We start from the raw sequence: 24,686 nt of genomic DNA on the forward strand, positions 1-24,686 counted from the left end.
CCCACCCCGATCGCGAGGCGGAGACGTCGCCTGGGGGATGGGCGGTGGGCGAAGGTGACTACGGGCCGGTGGGCCTCACTGGTGCCGTGGGGGGTGGGGGCGGCGGCCGGGGGGCTGGCGCTGGGGCCGGTGCTCGGGCCCGGGATCGCGCTGCGCTACGACATGGTGTTCGTTCCCGACCCCCCGCTGTCGGCGGTCACGTTCGGAGCCGGGGACGGCTTCCCCCGGGCGGTTCCCAGCGACGCCGTGGTGGGGCTGCTGGCGCGCGTGCTCCCGGCCGACGCCGTACAGGCGGTGCTGCTGCTCGCGGTCTTCGTGCTGGGAGCGGCCGGCGCGGCCCGCCTGGTGCCCGTGGGAGTGGGGTCGGCACGGGGCCCCGATCCGGTCGCGTCCGGTCCGGCGTCCGAGGGCGGTTCCCCGGTACCGGCGGACCGCGCGGTGCGGCGGGCGGCGGAGGACCTCCCGGACGGGACTCCGGCGCCCGACGCGCGCCCGGCGCGGCGGTGGCCCGGCGCGGGTTCCGGCGGACGGGGACGGCGGTGGCCCGGCGCGGGTTCCGGCGAAGGGGCACCGGGCACGGCGCCGGACCGCGATCCCCGCTCCACCGAGGCGGCCCCGCCGCCCGGCGGCGGACGGGTACGGCGGGATCCGCCGGTGCGGGTGGGCGTCGGCGGGCTGGTGTCCCGGGTGGCGGCGGGGGTGTTCTACGTATGGAACCCGTTCGTCGCGGAGCGGCTGCTCCTGGGGCAATGGGCGCTGCTCCTCGGGTATGCGGGCCTGCCGTGGGTGGTGGCCGCGGCGGTCCGGCTCGCGCGCGCCCGCGACCTTCCGGGGGTCGTGGTGGCGCTGCTCCCCGCTGCGGTCGGCGGCTTCTCCTCGATCGTCCTGTCGGCCCTGGCCGCCGTCCCGACCGCGCTCCTGCGCCGCGCCGTGCCCGCCGGCGGAGGGGGCGGAGGCGGGGCGCCCGCCATGGGCTCGCGCCCCGCTGCGTCGGCGGGCACCGGGGCGGCCCCGGACGCGGGTTCCGCGTTCCGGCGGGGGCGCCGAGCACCCGCGGGCGCCGGTCCGGGGCTCCGGGTGGTGATGGTCGTCGGCGCGCTCGCCGTGGTGGCGCTGCCGTGGCTGGTGCCCGCTCTGGGCAGCGGGGCGGGTACGGATCCCGCGGCGGTGGACGCCTTCGCGGCGCGTGCGGACACCCCGTTCGGCACGGCGGCCTCGCTGCTGGCGCTGGGCGGGATCTGGAACGCACAAGCGGTGCCGGAGTGGTACGGGCAGCCGGTCGCCGCCGCCTGCCGGCTGGTGCTGTCCCTGGCAGCCCTCGCGGGGTGGGCCTGGCTGGTCCGCCGCGGCGGGGTGCGGTTCGCGGCCGGGCTCTCGGTGGCGGCGGCGGTCGGCTTCGGGATCGCCCTGCTGGGCACGGTCGAGCCCGGACGCGACGTGCTGCGCGCGCTCATTGGGGCGTGGCCGGGGTTCGGGCCGCTGCGGGACGGCCAGCTCTACGTCGCGCCCCTCGCCCTGCTCCAGGCCGTGGGGTTCGGCGGCGCGGTGGCGTGGGTGTGTGCGGCGACCCGCACCGATCCGCGCGGCGGCGGACCCGTCCCCCGGAGGGCGGTCCCCGACGGTCGTCCGGCGGCCGGGAGCGACGCGGGTTCCGGACCGGTCCGGGGCGGGAGCGCGGCGCCGTCCGGCTCCGGGGTCCCGGCGGTGCCGGGCGGCGCGGGGCCATCCCGCGGGCGTCCTGGTGGCCAGGCGGGGGACGGCGCGGGACGCGTCCCCGGTGGATCCGCGACGGGCGGGCGGCGGCCGGGGCCGCGCGGCGGTTCCGCCTCGGCCGCGGTGGGCGGCGCGGTCGCCGCGGTGCTGGCCGTGGCGCCCGTCGTGCTGCTGCCCGGGCTGGCGTGGGGCGCCGCCGGGCGGCTGGCGCCGGTCGGGATGCCGGCGGAGTGGACCGCCGTGCAGCGCATCGTCGCCGCCGATGAGCGGCCCGGAGCGGTGCTCGTGCTGCCCTGGAGCGCCTACCGCGGACTTGACTGGACCGACGATGGGCGTACCGTCGTTGTACTCGATCCCGCGGTGAAGCTGTTCGACCGGCGCGTGGTATGGAACGATGACCTCCGGGTCGGCGGCGACGACGGGATCCGCGTCGTCTCGGGTGAGGATCCGCTCGCCCGGAGTGTGGAGCGGGTGGCGGCCGAGGGCCCGGCCGCGTCCGGCGGGCTCGAACGCCTGGGGGCGATCGGCGTCCGCTACGTCCTCGTCGAGCGCGAGGCGTTCGGCGGAACCGACCCCTCCGCACCCCCGGACCCGGTCACCCGGTATGTCCTCGGCGAGAACGTGTTCTCGTCTGACGTCCCCGGTGCTTCCCCCGTGCACGACGGCCGGCGCCTGGCCCTCTTCGAAGTGCCGGATGAGCATGTGGAAGCGGCGAACGCGCGGCTGTCGGGGTTGGAAGTTACCGGCTGGTCAATTACAGTTGGGGCAATCTTCTGGTCAATCGCTGCATCAGGTTCTAGTCTCATCTCCATGCGTCCGGCCGGCTGCGCCGGGGTGGAATCGCGGAAGGAGGGCTCCACATGATCAAGGTCATCGCCGCCTCGGTGATCGGTGCGGCTCTGGCGGGCGGGCTGGCCCTGGTGGGCACCACCGTCGTCACGAACGCGTCGACATCGGCCGAACCGGTGAACGAGTCGCTCTACAACTACGGCGACCGCTAGGCCGTCCCCGGGACACCAGGGCGGGGACCGACCGGGCGAGGCGCGCGAACGCCCGCCCGGACCGGCCGCCCCCGAACCCCCGCACGGCCGCCGCGCCGGCGCGGTCCCCGCCCGGGGCAGCCGCGTCGGCGGGCACACGGCTCCGGAAACCGTCGCCGCCCCTCAGGTCGGCCGGCCGCGCCCCGCAGGCCGGAGGCGCCCCCCCTGTACAGGGGTGGCCCCGCGCCGGCCGGGGCGGTGGGCGGAACAGGAGAGCATGTGCTTTTCCGGCAGACACCCCTCTTCCAGGACCCGTCCTACGGGCCGCCGGTCACCATGGCCCCCGGCCCGGCGGCGCATCCGGCGCCGCAGCCCCGTACCGAAAGGCCCGCCACCGCCGCGCCGTCGGCTCCGCCGGACCTCGCCGCACCGGACGTCGCGGCACCGGACGTCGCGGCACCGCGGCCCGCCGGCACCGGGCCGGGCGCCGGCGGCCCCGGCCCGCGGCTCGACGGCACACGGGTGCTGGTGATCAACTGGCGCGACCCCTGGCAGGCCGCCGCCGGCGGCGCCGAGGAGTACGCGTGGCGGATGAGCCGGCACATGGCCGGGCGCGGCGCGACCGTCACCTTCCTGACCAGCCGGGAGCGCGGCCAGGCACGGGTCGAGACCCGCGAGGGCATCGTCGTCCGCCGGATGGGGGGCAGGTTCACCGTCTACCCGCGCGTCATGCTCTGGCTGCTGCTCTGGCGGCGCGAGTTCCACACGGCGCTGGACTGCATGAACGGCATCCCGTTCTTCTCGCGCCTGCTGCTGCCCCGCCGCACCCGCGTCATCAGCGTCGTGCACCACGTCCACGACCTCCAGTTCAACGCCTACTTCCGGCGCCCGCTCGCCTGGGTCGGCAGGTTCATCGAGAGCCGTGTCGCCAGCCGGGTCTACCGCTCGTGCACCACCGTCACCGTCTCCGAGTCGTCGCGCCGCGCCATGCGCGACAAGCTGCGCTGGCGCGCGCCGATCACCGTCATCCACAACGGCGCCCCGCCCCACCAGCCGGTGCCGCCCGGCCCGCCCCGCTCCGCGGCGGACATGGGCTCCCCGGCCATCGTCAGCCTGGGCCGGCTGGTGGTGCAGAAGCGGGTCTCGCGGATCGTCGACCTGGCCGCCGACCTGCGGGGATCTCATCCCGGACTGCGCGTGCACATCGTGGGACGGGGCCCCGAGTCCGGTCCGCTGACCGACCGGATCCGCGGTGGCGGGCTCCACGACCACGTGCGGCTGCACGGCTTCCTCTCCGAGGAGGACAAGAACGCCGTCCTCGCCGGAGCGCTGCTGCACGTCACGGCCTCGGAGTTCGAGGGCTGGGGGCTCACGGTCATCGAGGCGGCCGGGCTGGGCGTGCCCACGGTCGCCTATGATGTCGACGGCCTCCGGGACTCCGTGCAGCACGGGCGGACCGGCTGGCTGGTGCGCGAGGGTGAGGACCTCACCGAGGTCGTCGCCGGAGCGCTGGCCGAACTCGCCGACCCGGTGCGCGCCGCCGAGATCCGGCGCGCCTGCCGCGCGTGGGCCGCCCGGTTCACCTGGGAGCGCAGTGGTGCCGACATGACCCGCCTGATCGCGGCGGGCCGCGTGGGCCCCCCGCCTCCCGCGGCCGCCACGGGAACCGGCGCCGGCGGCGGCGGTCCGGAAGCGGCGCCCATCCGGGTCGACCCGGGCACGGATACCGGCCGAGCGACGGGGAAGGGGTCCGCGATGGCGGCGAAGGGACCGGCGTCCCTCCGGCTTCCCGAGAGGAACCTCCGGCTTCCCGAGGGGGAGGGGGCGGCCGGCATCGCACCCGACCCCTCCGGGGACGGCACGTGACCCTGCCCCGCGACCAGCGGCCCGCCGCTCCCGACGACACACCACCGCACCCGGGCTCCGCCCCCGGCGACGACGCGCCGCCGGAGGCGCCCGCGCCCGCACACGGGGCGCCGCGGAACCGCCCTCACGGCGCCCCGCCGGCCGGGGGCGCCGACGAGGGCCTGCTGCGGCGGCTCAAGCTCGCCGCGGTGTGCATGCTGCTCACCGCGGCCGCGCTCAGCCTCGACCCGCCGATGATCGTCGGCGACACCAAGATCGACCTGGCCGTCAACCCCTTCGGGTTCCTGGAACGGGCCCTGCACCTGTGGGACCCCGCCTACTTCGGGCAGCTGCAGAACCAGGCGTACGGCTACTTCTTCCCCAACGGCCCCTTCCACGCGGTCCTCATCGCCCTGGACATGCCCCCGTGGCTGGTGCAGCGCGCGTGGATGGCGGTGCTGCTGTGCGCCGCCTTCCTGGGCACCGTCAAGCTCGCCGAGGCGCTGGGGATCGGCACCCCGCACATGCGGATCGCCGCCGGGCTGGCCTACGCACTCGCGCCCCGCGTGCTCACGCTGATCTCCTACAACTCCGCCGAGCTCCAGCCCATGATGCTGCTGCCGTGGATCATGCTGCCGCTCGTGTGGGGCACCCGCCACGGCCGCAGCCCGCTGCGGATGGCGATGCTGTCGGGGGTGGCGTTCCTCTGCTGCGGCGGCACCAACGCGGCCTCGGAGCTCGCCGTCCTCGTCGTCCCGCTGATCTACCTGCTGACGCGGTCCCGGGGCCCGCGCACCCGGCGGCTGCTCCTCTGGTGGCTGACGGCGCTGTTCCTGGTCTCGTTCTGGTGGCTGGCCCCGCTGCTGATCATGGGCCGCTACGTCTACTCCTTCATGCCGTTCACCGAGGACGCGGCCACCACCACGGGCGTCGCCTCCCTGGTCAACGCGTTGCGCGGCACGTCCAACTGGATGGGCTACATCCCCGCGCAGGGGCAGTCCGCGCTGCCCTCGGGGGCGGAGCTGTCGACCGAGCCGTGGCTGATCGCGGTCACCGCCCTGGTCGCCGGGCTGGGCATGGCCGCCCTCATCGACCGGCGCACCCCCGAACGCCTCTTCCTCATCACCTGCCTGCTCACCGGGACCGCGGTCATCACCGCCGGATACACCGGCGCCGATGCCGCGGGCGGCCCCTTCGCCCCGGCCGTGCAGGCGATGTTCGACGGCGTGCTCAGCCCGTTCCGCAACGTCCACAAGTTCGACGCGCTGATCCGCCTGCCCGTCGTGCTCGGCCTGGCCCACCTCCCCGTCGTGCTCGCACTGCGGGCGGCCGACCGGGCCGCGGCGGACCCGCGGCCGCCCCAGCGGACCCGGCTGCCCGCCCCGGCGCCGGAGGCCGTGCGCCGGTTCGCCGCCGCCACGGGCGCGCTGGCGTTCCTGGCGACGCTCACCCCGCTGGCCACGGTCGGGATCGCCACGCCCGGCGGCTTCGAGCGCATCCCCGGCTACTGGTACGAGGCCGCGGACTGGCTGGACTCCCGGGCGCGCGACGGGATGACGATGGCGGTCCCGGGCTCGGCGCGCGGCGAGTACGAGTGGGGCCGCCCCATGGACGAGCCGATGCAGCCCCTGCTCGACGCCGCCTGGACCAACCAGCAGATCATCCCCTGGGGGTCGGCCGGGGTGTCGCGGCTGACCCAGGAGATCGACCAGCGGATCTCCGCCGGGCGCGGGTCGGAGGGGCTGACCGCCACGCTGGCCCGCATGGGCGTCACCCACCTGCTCGTGCGCAACGACCTCCAGCGCAGCGGCAACAACGGCGGCTGGCCGGCGCGGGTGCACCAGGCGCTCGCCGACTCCCCGGGCATCACCCTCCAGGCGTCCTTCGGCCCCCACGTCGGGTCGCTCGACGTCCAGCGGGCCGCCGACTGGTACGACCAGCCCTACCGGTCGCTGGAGGTCTACGAGGTCGAAGGCGCCGCCCCGGCCGTGGGCACCGTTCCGGCCGACGGAGCCCTGCGGGTGACCGGCGGCCCCGAAGCGCTGCTCGGCCTGGCCGAGCAGGGACTGCTGGAGGACGACCGGCCGGTCGTCGTCGGCGACGACCCCGGCGCCGAGGACATCGCGCCCGAGGACACCATCACCACCGACACCTCGCGCCGCCGCGAGATCGTCTACCCCGACGTGCGCCGCAACATCAGCAACACCTTCACCGCCGACGAGGAACCCGAGCGCGGCGCCCCGGCCCCCGACATCATGGACCCCGCCTGGGCGGACTACACCTCCGTCGCGGTGGACGAGGGCATCGCCTCGGTCACCGCGTCCTCGTCCGAGGCGGGGGCCGGCGCCTCGGCGGCCACGCGCGACCCCGGCCGGATGCCCTTCGCGGCGCTCGACGCCACCGCCGACACGTCCTGGCGCTCCAGCGGCTTCGCCGGGGCCATCGGCCAGTGGCTGGAGGTGGAGTTCACCGAACCGCGCGAGGTCGGCGACCTCGCCATCGCCTTCGAGCAGATCCCCGGGGAGCCGCCGCCCGCGCGGATCAGCATCATCACCGACGACGCCTCCGCCACCGCGGCGGTCGAGGCCACCGGCGAGCCCCAGGAGTTCGCCGCGCCCCAGGGCCGCACCTCCACCCTGCGCGTCCGCGTGGACGAACTGGCCTGGGAACCCGAGTACCGGTTCGGCACGCGCGTGGGCATCACCGGCCTCACCCTGCCGGGGCTCGACCCCACGCGCACGCTGGCGGTGCCGGGGGCGCCCGGCGCGCGCACCGTCCTGCTCACGGGGTCGACCGGCGCGGTCCCCGGGTGCATGGAGGGCTCCCAGGTGTGGGTGTGCAACCCCGACCTCGCCGTCCAGGGGGAGGACGCCTACACCTTCGACCGCTCGTTCGAGATGGGCGCCGGTGCCGCGGCAGACGGGCATGTGATCAGCGGCGAGGCCGTCATCACCGACCCGGTCGACGCCGAGAACGCCGCCAACAGGGGGACCGGCTACCCGCGGGTCGGCTCGTCGTCGGCGTCGGTGGAGCACCCGGCGGCCATGGGGCGCAACGCCTTCGACGACGACCGCGCCACCGTCTGGTACCCCGACCCGGGCGAGGACGCCCCCTCGCTCGACGTCGACCTCGGCCGGGCCACCGAGATCGACGGCCTGCGGGTGGACTTCCCCCGCGCCGACAGCGTCCTGCGGCCGGTCAAGGTCATCGCCGAGACGGCGGGCACGGTGCGCGAAGGCTGGCTCGACGGCAGCGGGTGGGTGGGGTTCGCGCCCTTCACCACCGACGAGCTCACCCTCACCTTCGAGCCGCCCGAGGACCAGCCGCTGGAGATCAGCGGGATCCGGCTGCCCGGCGTGCGCCCGCTGGAGCCCGTCGAGGGCGGCGACGCGACGACAGAGTGCGGGCTGGGCCCCGTTCTGCGGGTCAACGGCGAGCGGGTGGAGACCCGTATCGTCTCGGGCACCCTGGAGGACATCGTCGCCGGGCGGGCGCTGCGCTACGAGAGCTGCGCCGACGTCGGCATCGTCGACGGCGCCAACCGCGTGGCCGTCGAGCCGGGCAACCGGTACCAGGTGCGGTCGGCGCTGGTGGCCGAGGCGGGCGCGGCGGAGCGCCCCGAGGTCGAGACCGCCCCCGTGGCCGCGATGGGAGCGTGGGGCGACGGCGAGCGCCGCTTCGACGTGGCGGTGGAGGAGGACTCCTACCTCGTCGTCAACGAGAACTTCAACGACGGGTGGCGCGCCGAGGCCGAGGGCGTCGGCGCCCCGTTGGAGCCCGTGCGGCTCGACGGCTGGAAGCAGGCGTGGCGGCTCCCGGCCGGAACGGCGGGGACGGTCACCCTCACCTACACGCCGGACGGCCCCTACCACCTGGCCCTGGGAGCGGGCGCGGCCCTGGCGCTGGTCGCGGTCGTCGCCGCGGTACGCCGCCCGCGCGTCACGCCGCCGTCGCGGCCCACCCGCCTCCGGCTCCCGGCCCGCGCCCGGGCGGTGTTCCCCGCCCGAAGCGGCCGGAGCCCGGGCGGTTCCCGGTACGCCCTGTCCGCCGGGAGAGCCGAGACCGGCGGGCAGATCGGACGAAGCGGCCGGGAGGGCCAGGGCGGCAGGGACGAGCGGGACGGACCGGACGGGCCGGCCCGGCGGCCCGTCGCCAGGACGGAGACGACCGCCGCTCTCGCGGACGACGCCGGAGCCGACGGCGGCAGCGGACCGGGCGACGGGCCGGCCGACATCCATGGGGCCGACCCGCCCGGCGACGCCGCGGACGGCAACAGGGACCGGGCCGCGGCAGGCAATGGCGGCCGGAACTCCTCGCGGGCTCCGCGGCCGCCGGGACCCGGAGGGATGTGGACGCCCTCCGCCGGTCCGGCCGGGATCAGGCGCCGCCTGCTCGTCCCCCTCGCCCTCGCCTACGGGGTCTGGGTGGCCGGGGCGGCCGGGGCCGCCGCGGTGGTGGCGGCGCTGCTCGTGGCGTGGTGGCTCGGCCGAGCGCCGTCCGACCGGTTGCGGCACGCGAAACCACAGCGCCCCGCGTCGGGCGGTCGCGCACTGCGCCTGCTGGTGGGGCCCTGGACCGTCGTCGCCTCGCTCTGCTGTGCCGGGGCGTCGCTGGCGATAGGCACCTACCTGGCCCTCTACCTGCCGTTCCACGACGTCACCGAACTGCTCGGCGACCCGCTGCGCGGTGCGGTCGCGCACCTGTGCTGCCTCCCGGCGCTGGTCCGCCTCGCGATCGCGCTCGGCGAGCCCGCGGCCCCGGCCGGACCGCCCGGCACCCCGGACGCCCCACCTCCCCGCGAGGCCGGCCGCCCGGCCGCCGCGGATCCCGTCGCCGACCGGAACGACCGCGCGCAGGAGGTCAACGCCTGATGCGCACCGGAAGCGGAATCCCGGACCCGCCCGGCGGGCCCGCCCTGGAGCACGCGCCGGAGACCGAGGCGCGGTCGCAGCGGCGCGGCGGCGGCGAACGGCCGCCCGAGGACGCGGTGCGCCCGGGCGATGCGTCGGACCGTTCCGGTGGTCCGGTACCGGGGGAGGGGGCGCGGGTGGGTGGAGGCGTCGGACGGGCGGCGGGGAGGGCGGTGAGCGGGCCCGATGCCGTGGATTCGCCCGGCGGGCCCGCGCTGGAGGACGCGCCGGGGGGTGGAGTGAGGCCGCAGGGGCGCGGTGACGTGGATCAGGCTGCCGAGAGCCCGGCGGACGTGTCCGGTGTCCCGGACTCGCCGGGCGCGGGGCCGCAGTCGCATACGGAGCGCGCGCGGAGCGCGTCGGGGGAACACGGCGGCGCGCGGTCCGGACGGCTCGCCGGGGGGCCGGCGGGCCGCCGTCGGTCCCCGGGGCGGGCGGCCGCCCAGCGGGCGGTCCGGGCCAACGCGGCGCCGCTGCTCTTCGCGGCGGCGGCGTTCGCGATCACGCTGGGGCTGCTGCTCCGCTTCCACGTGGCCGACCGGATCGAGGTGCTGCCCGCGGTCGTCTCCGCCGACCTGCGGTTGGTCGACCCCGCCGCCTCCTACCTCGACGCCGCCACGTGGGAGACCGTCGAGGACACCGAGGTCGTGCAACGGACCGAGGTGCGCGGATCCGTCAGCCCGGGCAACCCCGACTGGAGCACGTGGGAGGTCACGGTCGACACCGCGGGCGACGCCATGATCGGCCACATGGACCGCCGGGTGGTGGTGCACCGCTCCACCGGCGCCGCCGTCAACTGCTGCGGCGAGCACGTGGACGGCGACCGCGCCGTCCGCCAGGCCGGCCTGGTCCTGTACTGGCCGGCGGGCGGTGCCCGCGACGCGCACCCGTTCTACGACGCCGACATCCGCGCCGCCCCGCTCATGGAGTTCACCGGGACCGAGCAGGTCGCCGGGCTCGCCACGCGTCGCTACGAGCAGACGGTGGAGCCGACCCAGGTCCCGGGGTCGGCGCGGTCGGTGCCCGCCCGCGCCCTCGGCCTGGACCGGTCCGGGACCGTCACCGCCACCCGCTGGGTGGAGGTGCACCGCACCTACTGGATCGAGCCGGTCAGCGGACGCCTCGTCGACGCGGAGGAGGAGCGGCGGGAGACCCTTCGCGCCGAGACCGGGACGGGCGAGCGGATGCTCTTGGACGCCTCGCTCGCCATGCCCGACGACCGGATCGGCGCGTTCGTCGCCGATGCCCGCACGGCCCGGCTGACCTTCCTGGCGGTGCGCACGTGGGCCCCGGCCGGGCTGGGCGGTGTCGGGGTCCTCCTGCTGGCGGCCGGTGCGGCGGCGGCGCTGCGCGCCCGCCGCACGGCGCCGCCCGCGGGTCCTGGCGACCGGCCGGAGCCCGGGCACTCCGCCGCCCCGGAGACGGGCCGCTGACGCGTGCGCCCGTCTCCGGCGAGGGGCCGCGCCGGCCGGTGGCCGGGTCCGGCATCGGTAGCGTTTCGCACCTGTCATACCCCTCCTCCGCCGCGTCCGGCGCCTCTGATGTCACGAGCCGCGAAGAGCTCGCGGCCTTCATCGCGCTCCTCGGTGCGGAGTTCCGCGAGCGGGGTGGGGGGTGGGAGAACGACACGCTCGACCGGTATCTCGGTGCCATGGCCGCCTGGATCAGGAGCGCTCCGGGGTGGTACGCCAACACCGGCGGGGAGATGCCCGAAGGCGCGGACTGGGCGCTCCTCGCCCGTGCCCTCGCCGCCGCCACGGTCTACGAGTGACCGGCGCCGTCCTCCGGTCGCGGGCGCCGCGTCGTCCCGCCCCGCCTGCTGAGCCGTCCCCGGTCCCGGCCCGCGCCATCGGACCCCGGCAGAGTGCCCGCTGCCCCCCGGGAGCGGGCGCGGTCAGCGTTTCCGCAGGACCAGGAGGAGGTTCCAGGTGATGACCTCGCGCAGGAGGGGTACGTGGATCACCGGCTTCAGCCACCGCGGCAGGTAGCGCGGCAGGAGGTCGACGATCTCGATGTCGTCGCGGCCGCGGGCCCATGCCAGCATCTCCGCCGCCGACACCGCGAACATCGTGCGGCCGAAGTCGTTCTTGGGCCGGCGGCCCGTGCGGCGGGTGAACCGTTCGGCGGCGTAGCGGCCGCCCAGGTAGTGCCACGGGGAGGTCTCGTGGCCGCCCCACGGCGACAGCCACAGCGTGTAGGAGAGGTAGACCGTCCCGCCCGGGCGGGTCACCCGCACCATCTCCCCGGCCATCCGCGGCGGGTCGGGCACGTGTTCCAGCACGTTGGAGGAGAAGCAGACGTCGACCGACCCCGTGCGCATCGGCATGTCCAGCGCGCTGCCGAGGACGGCGGTGTCGGGCAGGTCGCCGTCGCGCAGCCGCAGTTCGGCGGTGTCGGCGTCGACGCAGACGCACCGGGCGCCCGCCGCACGCAGGGCGTCGGCGAAGTAGCCCGGCCCGCCCCCGATGTCGACGACCACCGCCCCGTCGAGGTCGGCGTAGGTGCGCAGCTGGGCGACGGTGTCGCGGGCGAGCGTGCCGTAGAAGTGGTCGGGGTCGGTCTGCTCCCTGCGGAACGCGGAGAACAGCGCGACCGACCTGCGCAGCGTGGCGCGGAACGGGGCCTCGGGCGCGACGGGCGGGGTGCTCACCGGGCGGCCGGTCCGTCGACGGCGACATAGTGCCGCAGGTGCTCCCAGTGGTCGCCGCCCCAGTACGGGTCGGAGGCGGCGATGCGCGCCCCGGCGGGGCGCAGCAGGGCGGCGAGGCGGTCGGGCGGCAGGGTGTGCATGCGCATGGGCGCCGGATAGCCGAGCACGGCCCGCTGGGCCACCCGGATCAGCGGCCACGGGGCGAAGCGGAACACCAGGCCCTTGAAGGTGCGCCGCTCGCGCGCGGGCACCCCGATCACCATGGCCCCGCCCGGGCGGACCACCCGCGCGAACTCGGCGAGGTACCCGGCCGCCAGGGGCGGGGGCAGGTGCTGGAGGACCAGGTCGGTGTAGACGAGGTCGACGGAGTCGTCGGCGAAGGAGGCGAGATCGGGGGCCTCGTTGAGCCGGAACACCACCCGGCCCCCGCTGCGGTCGAGCCGGCGGGCCTCGGCGAGCATGGGGGCGGAGATGTCCACGCCCGTCACCCGGCCGAAGTGCGCGGCGAGCGCGTTGGACAGGCGCCCGGCGCCGCAGCCGAAGTCCAGGGCGTGGCCGCCGGCGGGTCGGATCCCCAGTTCGGCCAGGCGTGCCATGGCGGAGTCGACCTCGGCGGCGCCGGACGCCAGGAACTCGTCGTCGTCCCAGCCGCCGTTGCGCTTGGCGGGGTCGACGCAGACCGCCCACAGGGGCGCCGCGGAGCCCAGCCGGGTCCAGTCGTCGCGCACTTCATCGAGGCTCACGGCGCTCCTCCCGGCGGCGCAGGCGACCGGCATGGACCCGGTTCTCGTTCAGGATGCCCCACTGCCATGGAACTGCGCGGACCATCGCGGAAGAATGTGGAACGTGTTGTATTGTGTCACCCCCTCATGCGACGGCGTCAACCGGTCCGCGGCGACGCCTGGGAAGTGAGCGGCATGTCCGATCCCGACAGCACGCGGCCCGTGCAGGCATCGCAGGCGGCCGGTCCCGACCCGGCCGCCACGGCCGCGGGGTCCGCCGGGCCCGTGGGGCCGCCCGCCCCGGACGCTCCGCGCGCGGAGGGCGGGGGCGCGCCGGGCGGGGCGCCGGCCGCCGCGGTGAGCCGGGGCGTGCGCGACCCGGTGGTGCTGCTGGGGGCCGCGCTCATCATCGCCTCGCTGGCGGTCAAGGTGGTCGTGCTGCGCTCGGCCTACTTCATCGAGGACGACTTCCTGTTCGTCGCCGACGCCGCGGCCTCCGACCTCACCGTGGAGTACCTGACCGAGCTGCACAAGGGCCACCTGATGCCCGGTGCGATGCTGCTCGCCTACGTCCAGACCGCCATCGCCCCCTACGACTGGGGGCTGACCGCCGGGGTGATGCTGGCATGCCAGGCGGGCGCGGCGGTCGCGGTCTTCCGCCTGCTGTGGGTGGTGTTCGGCCGCCGGTGGGCCATCGTGGCGCCGCTGACCGTCTACGTCTTCGCCCCGCTGACGATCCCCGTCCTGGCCTGGTGGTCGGCCGCCCTCAACGCGGTGCCCTTCCAGCTCGCCATCGCCCTGGCGCTGCTGTGGACCGCCCATTACCTGCGCACCGGAGAGGCGCGGTACGGCTGGCAGGCGGCCGGCGCGGTCGTGTTCGGGATGGCGTTCTCGGTCAAGGCGATGTTCCTGCCCCCGCTGCTGTTCGTGTTCGCCGCGGCGTTCCTGGTGCGGGGGCGCCTGCCCGGCGTGCTGTGGCGCACGCTCGACCGCGACATGCCGTTCTGGGTCGGGATGGCGCTGCTGTCCGTGGGCCACGGGCTGCTCTACCTCTCCCGGCAGGACACCTCCGGCGGCGAGGGCGCGGGGGCGCCGCGCGGCGACACCGCGCTGTCGATGGCCCGGCGGCTGCTCGGCGAGACCTTCCCGGTGGGGGCGGCCGGCGGTCCGGTCGAATGGGGCCCGGTGACCCCCGCCGGCGGGCTGCTCAACCCGCCGGCCGAGGCGGTGGTCGCCGCGTGGGCGGCGCTCGGCGCCGTTGTACTGGTCAGCCTGGCGGTGCGGCGCAGGTCGTGGCGGGCGTGGGCGATCCTGGCCGGCCACCTCGTGGTGGTCGACATCCTGCCGACCCTCCTCGCGCGCGGCCGCTACCAGGACGTCATCGGCTACGACCCCCGATATGTGGCCGACGCGGCACTGGTCTTCGCCGTCTGCCTGGCCTTCGCCTTCCTCCCGGTACGCGGGGAGGAGCGGGCGTACCGCCGCGCGTGGCCGCGGCGGACCGGGCGCACCCGGGCGGCGGGCACGCTCGCCGTCGCGGCGACGACCGCGTTCGCACTGGTGGGCGGCCTCTCCACGTACACCTTCGCCGATACGCTCAGCGGCGACCGGGTGCGCTGGTACCTCGACACCGTCCGCGGGTCCCTGAGCGAGGTCCCGCCCGAGGCGGGGATCTACCCGCGGCCGGTACCCGCCGACATCGTGCTGCCGTGGAACGGCACCCGCCGGCTCAGCTCCTCGGTCCTCAGCCCGCTGGCCGAGCCGGGCGTGGCCGAGCGCATCCGCGACCCGGAGCCGGCCGGGGCGGCGCTCGTCTTCAACGACGCCGGGTACCTGGTCGGCGGGCGCCCGGCCGAGGGCAGCGCGTTCTTCGGCCCTGCGGAGGACGAGGAGTGCATCACGACGTTCGGCGGCCAGGCGGTGTGGCCGGTGGAGTCGCTGGGCGGACCCACGCTCGTGCTCGGGCTCGCGTACTCCGCCGAGACCGAGACCGAGCTGCACGCGGTGGTGGGCGACGCGTGGGAGACCACGCGGCTGCCCGCCGCCCCCGACGGCGGGGTCTGGTACGTCCCGCTGGCCGGTGCGGGGAGCCGGTTGATGGTCACCACCGATGAAGAGGCGGTCTGCCTGCGGTGGGTCACCTTCGGCGAGCTGGAGCCCGAGACCGGCGGCGACCCGTGGGCCGAGGAGGCGCCGGCGGAAGGGACGGAAGGGGCGGGCGACCCGGCGGACGACGGGGAGGACGTCCCGGCCCCCCGGTGAGGCGGACCGCCACGCCCTCTGACGAGGGGGCGCCGGCTCAGGCCGGACGGCGGGCGGGCCGCGTGCGGCGCGCGAGGCGCTGCACGGGCCGCTCGACCCAGCGGTGGGTGGCCGCCGCCAGGAGGATGGTGCCGGCGGCCACCGGCACCAGGTCCAGCCAGAACGATCCGGTGAAGATCTCCTGGCCGGTGAACTCGCGCCACAGGTACAGGACCACGAACTGCCACAGGAAGATCCCGTAGGAGACCCGGCCCAGGAAGCGCATCACCGGGTGGCCGAGCAGCGCCTCCGGCGCCATCGGGCCGCGCGGCGGGGCCGCCGCGCCGTCGCCGGGGGTGCGGGCCGGCGCCAGCGCCACGGGGGCGATGACGAAGAACGCGAACGCCATCGAGGTGAGCAGGCTGAACAGCGAGATCCACACGCCGTCGACCCCGACGAACCGGGGCCCCGCCGCCGGGGTCGACGCCAGGAGATAGGTGATGCCCGCCAGCGTCCAGCACAGGCCCGGTGCCTGGGGCAGGGTCCGGCACAGCCGCCGGGCCGGGCCGTCGGGGTCGGGGTCGCGCCAGGCCCACTCCGCGACCACCGCCAGCGCCATGCCCACGGCGAACATGCCCAGGGTGCGCGGCAGCCAGGCGTGCAGGTAGACGCGCGGCTCCGGGTAGAACTGCGGGATCAGGGCGAGCGCGCCGAGGACGCTCAGCGCCGCGAGGCCGAGCAGGAGCAGGCGGGCACGCGCGCCGGCGTCGTCGCCGCCGCGCGCCGCCAGCCGGGCGAGGACCAGCGCGAACAGCGGCAGCAGGAGGTAGAAGGACGCCTCCACGCACAGGCTCCACATCTGCCCCAGGCCGTAGGGGCCGGTGCCGACCCACCAGGGGTCGCGGTTGTAGGTGAAGGTGAGGGTGAGCACCTCGACCCAGGCGCGCACGGAGTCCAGGTGCTCGCGCGACCACAGCAGCAGCGCGACCACCGCGACGATCCAGTAGGCGGGCAGCACGCGCAGGCCCCGGCGCCATAGGTAGGGGCGGACGGCCGGGCCGGGCGCGCCGTCGAGCGCCGCGCGGGCCCACGGCCGGTAGAGCAGCAGCCCCGAGAGGGCGAAGAACAGCGGGACCCCCAGCTCGCCGCTCGACAGCAGCGCGCCGGTCACGCCCGGGGCCAGGGCCGCCCCGGTCTCGATCGCGACGTGGAATACCAGGACCATGAGCGCGGCGATCGCCCGGATGCCGTCGAGCCCGCCGATGTGCCCGCGCACCCGGGGTAGGAACGACGGGTCGGGGGTGCCCTGCTGCGCGGCGGAAGGCGAGGTCACAGGGGATCTCCCGGGGGTTGCGGCGGACGGCCCGGGCGAGGCGGATGGGCGGCCGGGAGTGGGGTCCGCGCCATACTAGAACCTGTTATAAAAATTCGGACGCGCCCTGGTGACGTCGGCCGCCGTGGGGAAGTACTCTACCTCAAAATGAACCGCGTTCCAGATCCGGATCGTTCCCCCTGGAGGTCTCATGCGCCGTACCGTTGCAGTGGTCTGCATCGCCTTGGGGGTCTTCAGCCTGGTCCTCGCCCCCCTGCTGCGATTCTGGATGGCCGGCGCCGTGATGAAAACCCCTATGGACCAGTACAACGAGACCACCAACCGCGGGGAGGACGTCTCCTACTTCAGCGCGGAGGAGGTGGAGCAGGTCGACGGCGCCACGGTCGAGGCGTACACGACGGTGCGGGCGGACGTCGCCGCCAGCGACGAGGACATCGTGGTCTGGGACCAGTTCACCTGGGTGAAGGACATCGACCGCGACTTCGCCATCCTGTCGACCACCCGCCGCGCCGGCCACGACCGCGTCAGCGGTGAGGCGGTCGACTGCTGCGACGCCTCCGTCAACGACGAGGCGGTGCAGCAGAGCGGACAGGCGTTCAAGTTCCCCTTCCTCACCGAGCAGCGCGACTACGAGATGTTCGACGTCCCCACCCGCCAGACCCTGCCCATCACCTTCGAGGGTGTGGAGACGATCCAGGGGGTCGAGACCTACCGGTTCGAGCAGGTGGTCGAGCCCACCAAGATCAATGAGCGCACCCTGCCCCGATCGCTCCTGGGGCTGGAGGGCGACGGCGACGTCACCGCCGACGAGGTCTTCACCGTGACCCGCACCTACTGGATCGAGCCCACCACCGGCGCCCCCATCGACCTGATCGAGGACCAGCACCGCGGCGCGGTCGTCGACGGCGAGGAGCGCCTGGTGCTCTTCGACGGCGAGATGCGGTTCACCGACGCCACCATCGAGCAGAACATCGAGGGCGTCCAGCAGGGGCTGACCATGCTGCCGCTGCTGCGCACCACGATCCCCCTCGTGCTGGTCGTCGCCGGCCCGGCCCTCCTCGCGATCGGCGCGCTGCTGCTGGTCGCCGCCCGGTCGGCTGCCGCGCGGCGGCACTGAGGCCGGGCCGCCCCATGGCCCGCCCATTGCGCCCGCCCCGTTCATCCGCCGATCCGCCGCCCCCGGCCGGACCCGAGGCGCCGCACCCGCCACCGGCCCGGCCGGCCACGGCGATGGGGCGGGCCGGCGCCCTGCTGAGCGCCTGCCGGCCCAAGCAGTGGCTGAAGAACCTGCTGGTCTTCGCCGCTCCCGGCGCCGCCGGCCAGCTCGGCGACCCCGACGCCCTGGCCCGCACGGCCGCGGTGTTCGTCGTCTTCTGCGTCGCCGCGAGCGGGACCTATCTGCTCAACGACGTGCGCGACGCCGACCGCGACCGGGAGCACGAGCGCAAGCGGCACCGCCCCGTTGCGGCGGGCGCGCTGCCGGTCGGGTGGGCGGCGTCGGCGGGCGTGCTGCTGATCGCCGCCGCCCTGCTGGCGGTGGCGGCCGCCGGCGACCCTCCCGTGCTCGCGGTGCTCACCGGATACCTGGCGCTGACCGGCGCCTACACCGCCGTGCTGAAGACGATCACCGTCTGCGACATCATCGCCGTGGCGGGGTGCCACGTGCTGCGCGCCCTGGCCGGGGCGGTGGCCATCGGGGTGCCGGTCACCAGCTGGTTCCTGATCGTCGTCTCGCTGGCGGCACTGCTGGTGGTCACCGGCAAGCGCGAAGCCGAGCTGCGCGGGCCGGCCGGCACCCGCACCCGCGCCACGCTCGCCCGCTACACGGTCAGCTACCTCACCCAGGTGCGGACGATGGTGTCGGGCGCGCTGATCGTCACCTTCTGCCTCTGGGCGCTGGACGGGGACGGCGCGGGCGACCCGTTGCCGTTCCGCGCGGCGAGCATCGTGCCGTTCATCGCCTGCGTGCTCCGCTACCACATGCTGGTCGACCGGGGGATCGGCGAGGAGCCCGAGGAGATCGCCCTGCGCGACCGCGGGCTCCAGGTGGGCGTGCTGGCCCTCCTGGCCCTGGTCGGCCTCGGCGCCCACCTGGGGTGAGAGTGCGCCCGCCCGCGGGCGGCGGGGAGCGGTGCCGCGTGGACGAGAAAGGGGGGCCGGTGGACGGGTCGGCCGAGGACGGCGGGTACCGCCTGCTCACCGGGTGGGGCCGGACGGCGCCCACCGCCGCCAGGGTCGTGCGCCCGCGCACCGCCGCCGACGTTGGCCGCCTGCTGCGCGAGGCCGCCGGCAGCGGGGCGCGGCGCGGGGCCGTCGCCCGCGGGCTGGGCCGCGCCTACGGCGACGCCGCCCAGTGCGCCGGCGGCTTGGTGCTCGACTGCTCCGCCCTCGCCTCCGGCATCCGGCTCGACCGCGCGGCGGGCACGGTGACCGCGTCGGCGGGGACCGGGCTCGCCGAGCTCATGGCCCACCTGCTGCCCCGCGGCCGCTTCGTGCCGGTCACGCCGGGAACCCGGCACGTCACGGTCGGGGGCGCGATCGCCGCCGACATCCACGGCAAGAACCACCACGTGGACTCCTCGATCGGCGCGCACGTGCGCTCACTGCGGCTGGTCACCCCAGACGGCACCGAGCACGCCATCGGCCCCGGCCGCGATCCCGAGCTGTTCTGGGCCACCGTGGGCGGCATGGGGCTGACCGGAGTGGTCACCGAGGCCACGATCGGCGTGCTCCCGGTCGAGACCGCCGCCGTCCGGGTCGACACCGACCGCACGCCCGACCTGGACGCCGCCCTCGCCCTGATGAGCGCGAGCGACCACCGCTACCGCTACACCGTCTGCTGGATCGACCTCATGGCCCGCGGCGCGGCCACGGGGCGCGGGGTGCTCACCCGCGCCCACCACGCGCGCCCCGCCGACCTGCCGCCGCGCCTGCGCCGCGACCCGCTGGCCTACGCCCCCCGCACACTGGTCGCCGCGCCCCCGCTGGTCCCGCCCCGGCTGCTCAGCCCGTGGAGCGTGCGCGCGTTCAACGCCGCCTACCACGCCCGGGCGCCCCGCCGGGCCCGGGGCGATATCCAGGGGCTCGGGTCGTTCTTCCACCCGCTGGACGCCGTGCGCGGCTGGAACCGCCTGTACGGGCCGCGCGGGCTGGTCCAGTACCAGTTCGTGGTGCCCTTCGGAGCGGAGGACACCCTCCGGCGGATCGTGGAGCGCCTGGCGGCGGCGGGGGCGCCGTCGTTCCTCGCCGTGCTCAAGCGGTTCGGCTCCGGGACCCCCGCACCGCTGTCGTTCCCCATGCCGGGCTGGACGCTCGCGCTGGACCTGCCGGCCGAGGTCCCGGGGCTGGCGGCCCTGCTGCGCTCCTTCGACACCGCCGTCGCCGCCGCGGGCGGGCGGATCTACCTTGCCAAGGACGCCCGCGCCCGCGCCGCCGACGTCCACGCCATGTACCCCCGCCTGCCCGAATGGCGCGCCGTACGCGCCCGCGCCGATCCGGAGGGCGTCCTCACCTCCGACCTCGCCCGCCGCCTGGAGCTGGTGTAGCCGCGGCCGCGCCGGCACGGGCGGCCGCCGAACCGGCCCGGTCCGCGAGCCCGCCGGCCGTCCGGGGCCGCCGGCCTTCCGCGGGCTCACCCGCCGCCCGGGCCCCGTCCGTAGAGGGCGGAGAGGCCGCCCAGCCGGGTGAACCGGTTCCATGGGGCGGGGTCGGGGTCGCGGAGGAGGAGGGCCGCGACGAGCACCTCCAGGTGGGCCGCGTGCAGGGCGCCGTGGCGGGTGTCGATGTCCGCGCCGCCGGCCTCCGCCCACGCGCGGACCATCCGGTGGCCGCCGCCGCACGGGGCGAACTCCGCTTCGTAGTATCCGCGCCCCGTCCAGCTGCGCTGCACGAACATCCGGTCGCCTTCGACGAAGGCGTCCCACCTCTCCTCCATGGCCTCGGCCCGCAGGCCGGTGCGGATCCGGCTCCACTCGTCCGGCGTCCACACCCGCGTGGGCGGGTCGAACGGACGGCGGTCGGCGATCGGGACCAGGACCGGGAAGGACGCGCGGGTGAACGGGGGGCCGGGGAGCATGCCCGCACCCTACGTCCGGTCCGGCGCGCCGGAAGGCGCCGTGCCGGTGCGCCGGACTGTGCCGGCGTCAGTGCGCCGACCCGTTCCGGCGTTGCGGCGCGTCCCTTGAAGGGAGCCTGCCGGTCCCCCCGGCCGGGACCGAGACCGTGCGCCCGTTCGCCTCCACCGTGATGGGCGGCAGCGCCGACGGCGGCACCGCGACCTCGACCCCTCCGCCGTGCAGGCGCAGCTGAACGCCGTGGTGGCCCTGGTAGCGCAGGCCGAGCGCGAGGTGGGGCAGCTCCCCGGGCAGCGACGGCGCCAGGTGCAGGACGCCGTTGTAGGCCCGCAGCCCCCCGTAGCAGCGGGTGAGCAGGTCCACCGTGCCCGCCATGGCCCCCAGGTGGACGCCCTCCGCGGTCGTCCCGCCCTGCGCGTCCTCGATGTCGGAGTGCAGGGCGTCGCGGAAGAACCGCCACGACGCGGCGCAGTCGTCGCGGGCCAGGACCCAGGCGTGCACCACGGCGCTCAGCGTCGAGCCGTGGGAGGTGCGGTCCAGGTAGTACGCGATCGTCCGGGTGAAGAGGTCCGGCGAGTGCGGGTAGCCGAGGGCGTGCAGGATCCCGCTCAGCTCGTCGTCGGTGAGCAGGTAGAAGAGCATGAGGACGTCGGCCTGCTTGGAGACCCGGTAGCGGTTGCAGGAGTCGTCCTCGGCCTCCAGGATCCGGTCGAGCCGGCGGATGTCGCCGTAGGCGGCGCGGTAGGCCGCCCAGTCCAGTTCCGCCAGGTCCCCGTACCCCGCGAACTGGCTGATCACCCCGTCGTGGAACGGCACGTGCATCCGGCGGGCGATGTCGCCGAAGCGCGCGACCTCCGCTGCGTCCAGGCCGAGCCGTTCCCGCAGCTCCTGGCGGCGTGGGCTGGGCACCAGCCGCAGGATGTCCAGGGCCCGGTTCAGCACCCACACCACCATGATGTTGGTGTAGGCGTTGTCGTCGAGGCCGGGCTCCTCGCGGCCGGGGTAGCCGTCGTGGTACTCGTCGGGCCCCATGACGCCCCGGATGACGTAGCGGTCCGTCGCCTCGTCGTAGGCCGCCAGGCCGGCGAACATCCGGGCGATCTCCAGCAGCAGCTCGGCGCCGTACGCGCTGAGGAACGCGATGTCGTCGGTCGCCTGGTAGTGCTGCCACACGTTGTAGGCGATGGCGATCCCGACGTGGCGCTGGAGGTGGGAGTTGTCCGGCGTCCACCGGCCGTCGCGCGGGTTGAGGTGCAGCCGCTGCGCCTCCTCGCGGCCGTCGCTCCCGCTCTGCCACGGGAACAGGGCGCCGCGCAGCCCCGCGCGCCGGGCGGCGGCGCGCGCCTGGGGCAGCCGCCGCCAGCGGTACCGCAGCAGGGCCCGCGCGGTCTCGGGGAAGTGCAGGCTCAGGAACGGCAGGACGAACACCTCGTCCCAGAACACGTGGCCGCGGTAGGCCTCGCCGTGCAGCCCGCGGGCGGGGACCCCCGCGTCGGACTCGCCCACGTGCGGCGACAGGGTCTGGAGCAGGTGGAACACGTGCAGGTTCAGCACCCGCTGGTCGTGCTCCTCGCCGATGTCGACGGCGCAGGCGCGCCAGAGGTGGACCCAGGCGGCCGTGTGCCGGCCGAGCAGGTCCGCGAAGTCACCGGTCCGTTCGAGGGTCGCGCACGCGGCGGTGAGCGGGTCGCTGATGGCGTTGTCGCGCGAGGTGTGCAGGGCCACCACCTTCTCGACGGTCACCGGTCGGCCCTGGACGAGGTCGACGTCCAGGTCGCAGGCGATCCAGCCCTCCCGCGCGTCCACCGCCGACGCCGCCGGCGCAGGCCCGCTGGTGACCCGGGTGCGGGCCGCGAACACGATCTCCACGCGCGACGCCTCGGTCACCGACCGCAGCCACACGGTGTCCCCGGAGTCTCCCCCCGACCCCTCGGCGCGCAGGTGCCGCCCCGCGAGCGCGCGGTAGCGCGGCACCCCCGCGTTGGCCACCCGGCCGTCCAGGGCCGAGCGCACGGTGAGGGTGCCGCTCCAGTTCCGCGCCTCGAAGGTCGTCTCGATGGCCGCCACGTGCGGGTCGTCCATCGACACCAGGCGGCGCTGGTGGACCAGGGTCTCGCGGCCTTCGCCGTCGCACGCCAGGAAGGTGCGGTGCAGGACCCCCTCGTCCATGGCCAGTTCGGTGCGGTGGCCGGTGGCCTGCCCTTCGGCGTCGGTGAACCATTCCCCCGCGCCGGTCCAGAAGGTGAGCGGCAGCCAGTTGGGGGCGTTGACCATGTCCTCGTTCTCCACCGTGTGCCCGGACACGGTCGACACGGCCCGGTCGTAGCACCCCGCGATGTAGGTGCCGGGGTAGTGGACCGCGTCCGCGGTGGACTCCGCGGTGGCGCCGCGCGTGGCGAAGTACCCGTTGCCGAGGGTGCACAGCGCCTCGCGGGCGCCCTCCCGCGCGGGGTCGGTCGCGCCGTAGACCAGCGTCCACGCGCTCATGCCGGCGCACCCGCGACGACCAGCTTCGCGAGGTCGGTGACGACGGCGTGGGCACCGCTGTGGTAGAGGCCGGCCGACAGGTGCCCGCGGTCCACGCCGACCACCAGGCCGAACCCGCCGCGCCGCCCCGCCTCGACGCCGGCGAGGGCGTCCTCCACCACCGCCGTGCGCTCGGGCGCGACCCCCAGCCGCCGTGCCGCCTCAAGGAACAGCGCGGGGTCGGGCTTGCCCGGCAGCCCCAGGCGGCCCGCGTCGTTGCCGTCCACCCGCACGTCGAATGCGTCCTCCAAGCCTGCGGCGCGCAGCAGCGCGGCGCAGTTGCGGCTCGCCGAGACAACAGCGGTCCGGGCGCCCGCCGCGCGCAGTTCGCGCGGCAGCGCCAGCGCGGCGGGGAAGCGGGCCACACCGAATTCGCGGATGTGCTCCAGGAACAGGCGGTCCTTGCGTTCGCCCAGCGAGGCGACCGTGGCCTGCCCGAGGTCCGGCCCGCCGTCCGCGGCGCCGCCCTCCGGCAGGGTGATCCCGCGTGAGCGGAGGAAGGTGCGGACACCGTCGAGCCGTTCCCGGCCGTCGACATAGGCGAGGTAGTCGCCGGGCAGCCGGAAGGGCCGGGCGTCGTCGCCGGTCGCCTTCGCGCGCTCCCGCAGGAACTCGTCGAACGCCCGCTTCCAGGCGGAGGCGTGGACCGCGGCGGTATCGGTGAGCACGCCGTCCATGTCGAACGCGACCGCCGACACCGTGTCGAGCGCGATCGGTACCGTGTCCGGTTCGACCGGATCGTCCATGGGCGTGTCCACGGCCGTCACCACCTTCCCCCGGCCGCGACCCCGCTCCGCTGCCGCGGAGCGGCGGGTGCGCGGCGGGCCGCCCCTCACGGCGCCGCATCCCGTGCCGCGCTCACGTCGGCTCGCTCGCACCGCGGCGGCCGGCAGCCGCCTCGCGCGCGGGTGCGCCTCCTCTGTCCGACCGGTCTGTTCGCGCGCCATCCCGTGCCGCGCCCCGACCGCACCGGACCGGTTCGCCGCCCCGCCCTCAGGCGCCCGGTGCTCTGGGAGCCGGTTCCCGTCCGTCATGAGGCTCGGGCCGCCCGTGCTCCGGGCCGCGGCCGGCGCCTCACTCCCGGCCCGTGATCTCGACGGCGCGCACCCCGGGCACCTTCGCGGCGAGGTCGCCGATGCGCCGGCGCACGGCGGTGTCGTCGGTGCCGGTGATCGTCACGCTGCCGTCCTCGACGACCGCGTCCAGGGCCTCCGCCTCCGGGGAGCGCCGCGCGATCTCCTCCAGGACGTCCCTGCGGATCTCGCGGTCCGGGCGCAAATAGGTGCGCAGCAGGTCGCCGCGGCGGACCACGCCCACGACCACGCCGTCGCGCACCACGGGGACGCAGCGGATGCGCGTCTCCATCATGCGGTGGGCCAGCTCGTGGGCGTCGTCGGACTCCTCCGTGGTGACGACGGCGTCGGTCATCACATCGCCGACGTGCAGCGTCTCTCGCGGGGGTATCAGGTGCCGGTTGGTGGCGACATCGCCCGCGACGGGTCCGAACCGGTCCTGCAGCAGGTCGATCTGCGTGACGATCCCGCGGAGCCTGCCGTCCCCGTCGGTCACCGGGGCCCCGTCGCACCCGGTGGCGCTGAGCATCTGCGCGGCCTCGCCCACCGGCATGGTCTCCGTCAGCTCGACGCGCGGAGCGGACATCATCTCGGCTACGAGCATGGCTCCTCCGTTCGGG

At 75.9% G+C, this 24,686-nt stretch carries 17 protein-coding genes; 10 read left to right on the forward strand and 7 right to left on the reverse strand.

Annotation, left to right across the window (positions count from 1 at the left end; genetic code table 11):
- The first annotated feature begins 54 nt into the window (after positions 1-54).
- The 6 genes from ACFO4E_RS09520 to ACFO4E_RS09545 all read left to right on the forward strand — a co-directional run bounded on the left by ACFO4E_RS09520 (position 55) and on the right by ACFO4E_RS09545 (position 11,219).
- Complete coding sequence (locus ACFO4E_RS09520; RefSeq protein WP_417617519.1) at positions 55-2,577, forward strand: hypothetical protein; 2,523 nt, start codon at positions 55-57, stop codon at positions 2,575-2,577.
- Positions 2,574-2,714 (forward strand): hypothetical protein, encoded by a 141-nt coding sequence (locus ACFO4E_RS09525; protein ID WP_378572972.1) that lies wholly within the window; start codon positions 2,574-2,576, stop codon positions 2,712-2,714. Before ACFO4E_RS09520 ends, ACFO4E_RS09525 begins: the two co-directional genes overlap by 4 nt.
- A gap of 315 nt (positions 2,715-3,029) precedes the next feature.
- The gene (locus ACFO4E_RS09530) at positions 3,030-4,559 is read left to right on the forward strand and encodes a glycosyltransferase family 4 protein (protein ID WP_378573086.1); all 1,530 of its coding nucleotides are present in this window, start codon (positions 3,030-3,032) and stop codon (positions 4,557-4,559) included.
- Positions 4,560-4,753: 194 nt separating this feature from the next.
- Positions 4,754-9,409 (forward strand): alpha-(1->3)-arabinofuranosyltransferase domain-containing protein, encoded by a 4,656-nt coding sequence (locus ACFO4E_RS09535; RefSeq protein WP_378573088.1) that lies wholly within the window; start codon positions 4,754-4,756, stop codon positions 9,407-9,409.
- A gap of 302 nt (positions 9,410-9,711) precedes the next feature.
- Positions 9,712-10,881, forward strand: a complete 1,170-nt coding sequence (gene pgfA / locus ACFO4E_RS09540) for a cell envelope lipid trafficking protein PgfA (RefSeq protein WP_378572974.1) — start codon at positions 9,712-9,714, stop codon at positions 10,879-10,881.
- 38 nt (positions 10,882-10,919) lie between these two features.
- On the forward strand, positions 10,920-11,219 hold the full coding sequence (locus ACFO4E_RS09545; protein ID WP_378572976.1) for a DUF7660 family protein: 300 nt from the start codon (positions 10,920-10,922) through the stop codon (positions 11,217-11,219).
- A 123-nt stretch (positions 11,220-11,342) separates the two neighbouring features.
- Here the strand turns inward: ACFO4E_RS09545 and ACFO4E_RS09550 are convergent, their stop codons facing one another.
- Together ACFO4E_RS09550 and ACFO4E_RS09555 are read right to left on the reverse strand one after the other, a co-directional pair.
- Positions 11,343-12,098 carry a class I SAM-dependent methyltransferase gene (locus ACFO4E_RS09550; protein ID WP_378572978.1) on the reverse strand — a complete coding sequence of 252 codons (756 nt, stop codon included), beginning with the start codon at positions 12,096-12,098 and terminating at the stop codon, positions 11,343-11,345.
- Entirely contained in the window at positions 12,095-12,841 is a 747-nt protein-coding gene (locus ACFO4E_RS09555; RefSeq protein WP_378572979.1) for a class I SAM-dependent methyltransferase, read from the reverse strand. Before ACFO4E_RS09555 ends, ACFO4E_RS09550 begins: the two co-directional genes overlap by 4 nt.
- Before the next feature lie 174 nt (positions 12,842-13,015).
- On the opposite strand from ACFO4E_RS09555, the gene ACFO4E_RS09560 reads away from it, so the two are divergent.
- Entirely contained in the window at positions 13,016-15,082 is a 2,067-nt protein-coding gene (locus ACFO4E_RS09560) for a hypothetical protein (RefSeq protein ID WP_378572981.1), read from the forward strand.
- A gap of 37 nt (positions 15,083-15,119) precedes the next feature.
- Here ACFO4E_RS09560 and ACFO4E_RS09565 read toward each other — a convergent pair whose 3' ends face one another.
- A complete protein-coding gene (locus ACFO4E_RS09565; RefSeq protein WP_378572983.1) occupies positions 15,120-16,394 on the reverse strand; it encodes an acyltransferase family protein in 1,275 nt (424 codons plus the stop codon).
- A gap of 190 nt (positions 16,395-16,584) precedes the next feature.
- On the opposite strand from ACFO4E_RS09565, the gene pgfA (ACFO4E_RS09570) reads away from it, so the two are divergent.
- The 3 genes from pgfA (ACFO4E_RS09570) (at position 16,585) to ACFO4E_RS09580 (ending at position 19,939) form a co-directional block, all read left to right on the forward strand.
- Complete coding sequence (gene pgfA / locus ACFO4E_RS09570) at positions 16,585-17,511, forward strand: cell envelope lipid trafficking protein PgfA (RefSeq protein WP_378572985.1); 927 nt, start codon at positions 16,585-16,587, stop codon at positions 17,509-17,511.
- A gap of 113 nt (positions 17,512-17,624) precedes the next feature.
- Entirely contained in the window at positions 17,625-18,494 is an 870-nt protein-coding gene (locus ACFO4E_RS09575; protein ID WP_378572987.1) for a decaprenyl-phosphate phosphoribosyltransferase, read from the forward strand.
- 38 nt (positions 18,495-18,532) lie between these two features.
- Positions 18,533-19,939, forward strand: a complete 1,407-nt coding sequence (locus ACFO4E_RS09580) for an FAD-binding protein (RefSeq protein WP_378572989.1) — start codon at positions 18,533-18,535, stop codon at positions 19,937-19,939.
- An 86-nt stretch (positions 19,940-20,025) separates the two neighbouring features.
- On the opposite strand, the gene ACFO4E_RS09585 is transcribed toward ACFO4E_RS09580, so the two are convergent.
- The 4 genes from ACFO4E_RS09585 to ACFO4E_RS09600 all read right to left on the reverse strand — a co-directional run bounded on the left by ACFO4E_RS09585 (position 20,026) and on the right by ACFO4E_RS09600 (position 24,670).
- Complete coding sequence (locus ACFO4E_RS09585; protein WP_378572991.1) at positions 20,026-20,469, reverse strand: hypothetical protein; 444 nt, start codon at positions 20,467-20,469, stop codon at positions 20,026-20,028.
- Between the two features lie 67 nt (positions 20,470-20,536).
- Positions 20,537-22,954, reverse strand: coding sequence for a glycoside hydrolase family 65 protein (locus ACFO4E_RS09590; RefSeq protein WP_378572993.1), 2,418 nt, complete (start codon positions 22,952-22,954; stop codon positions 20,537-20,539).
- Positions 22,951-23,739, reverse strand: coding sequence for an HAD family hydrolase (locus ACFO4E_RS09595; protein ID WP_378573090.1), 789 nt, complete (start codon positions 23,737-23,739; stop codon positions 22,951-22,953). The genes ACFO4E_RS09590 and ACFO4E_RS09595 overlap by 4 nt, the downstream gene beginning before the upstream one ends.
- 328 nt (positions 23,740-24,067) lie before the next feature.
- Positions 24,068-24,670 carry a CBS domain-containing protein gene (locus ACFO4E_RS09600; protein ID WP_378572995.1) on the reverse strand — a complete coding sequence of 201 codons (603 nt, stop codon included), beginning with the start codon at positions 24,668-24,670 and terminating at the stop codon, positions 24,068-24,070.
- Positions 24,671-24,686: the final 16 nt, after the last annotated feature.

Source organism: Nocardiopsis mangrovi (genome assembly GCF_042653925.1).
Lineage (GTDB): Bacteria > Actinomycetota > Actinomycetes > Streptosporangiales > Streptosporangiaceae > Nocardiopsis_B > Nocardiopsis_B mangrovi.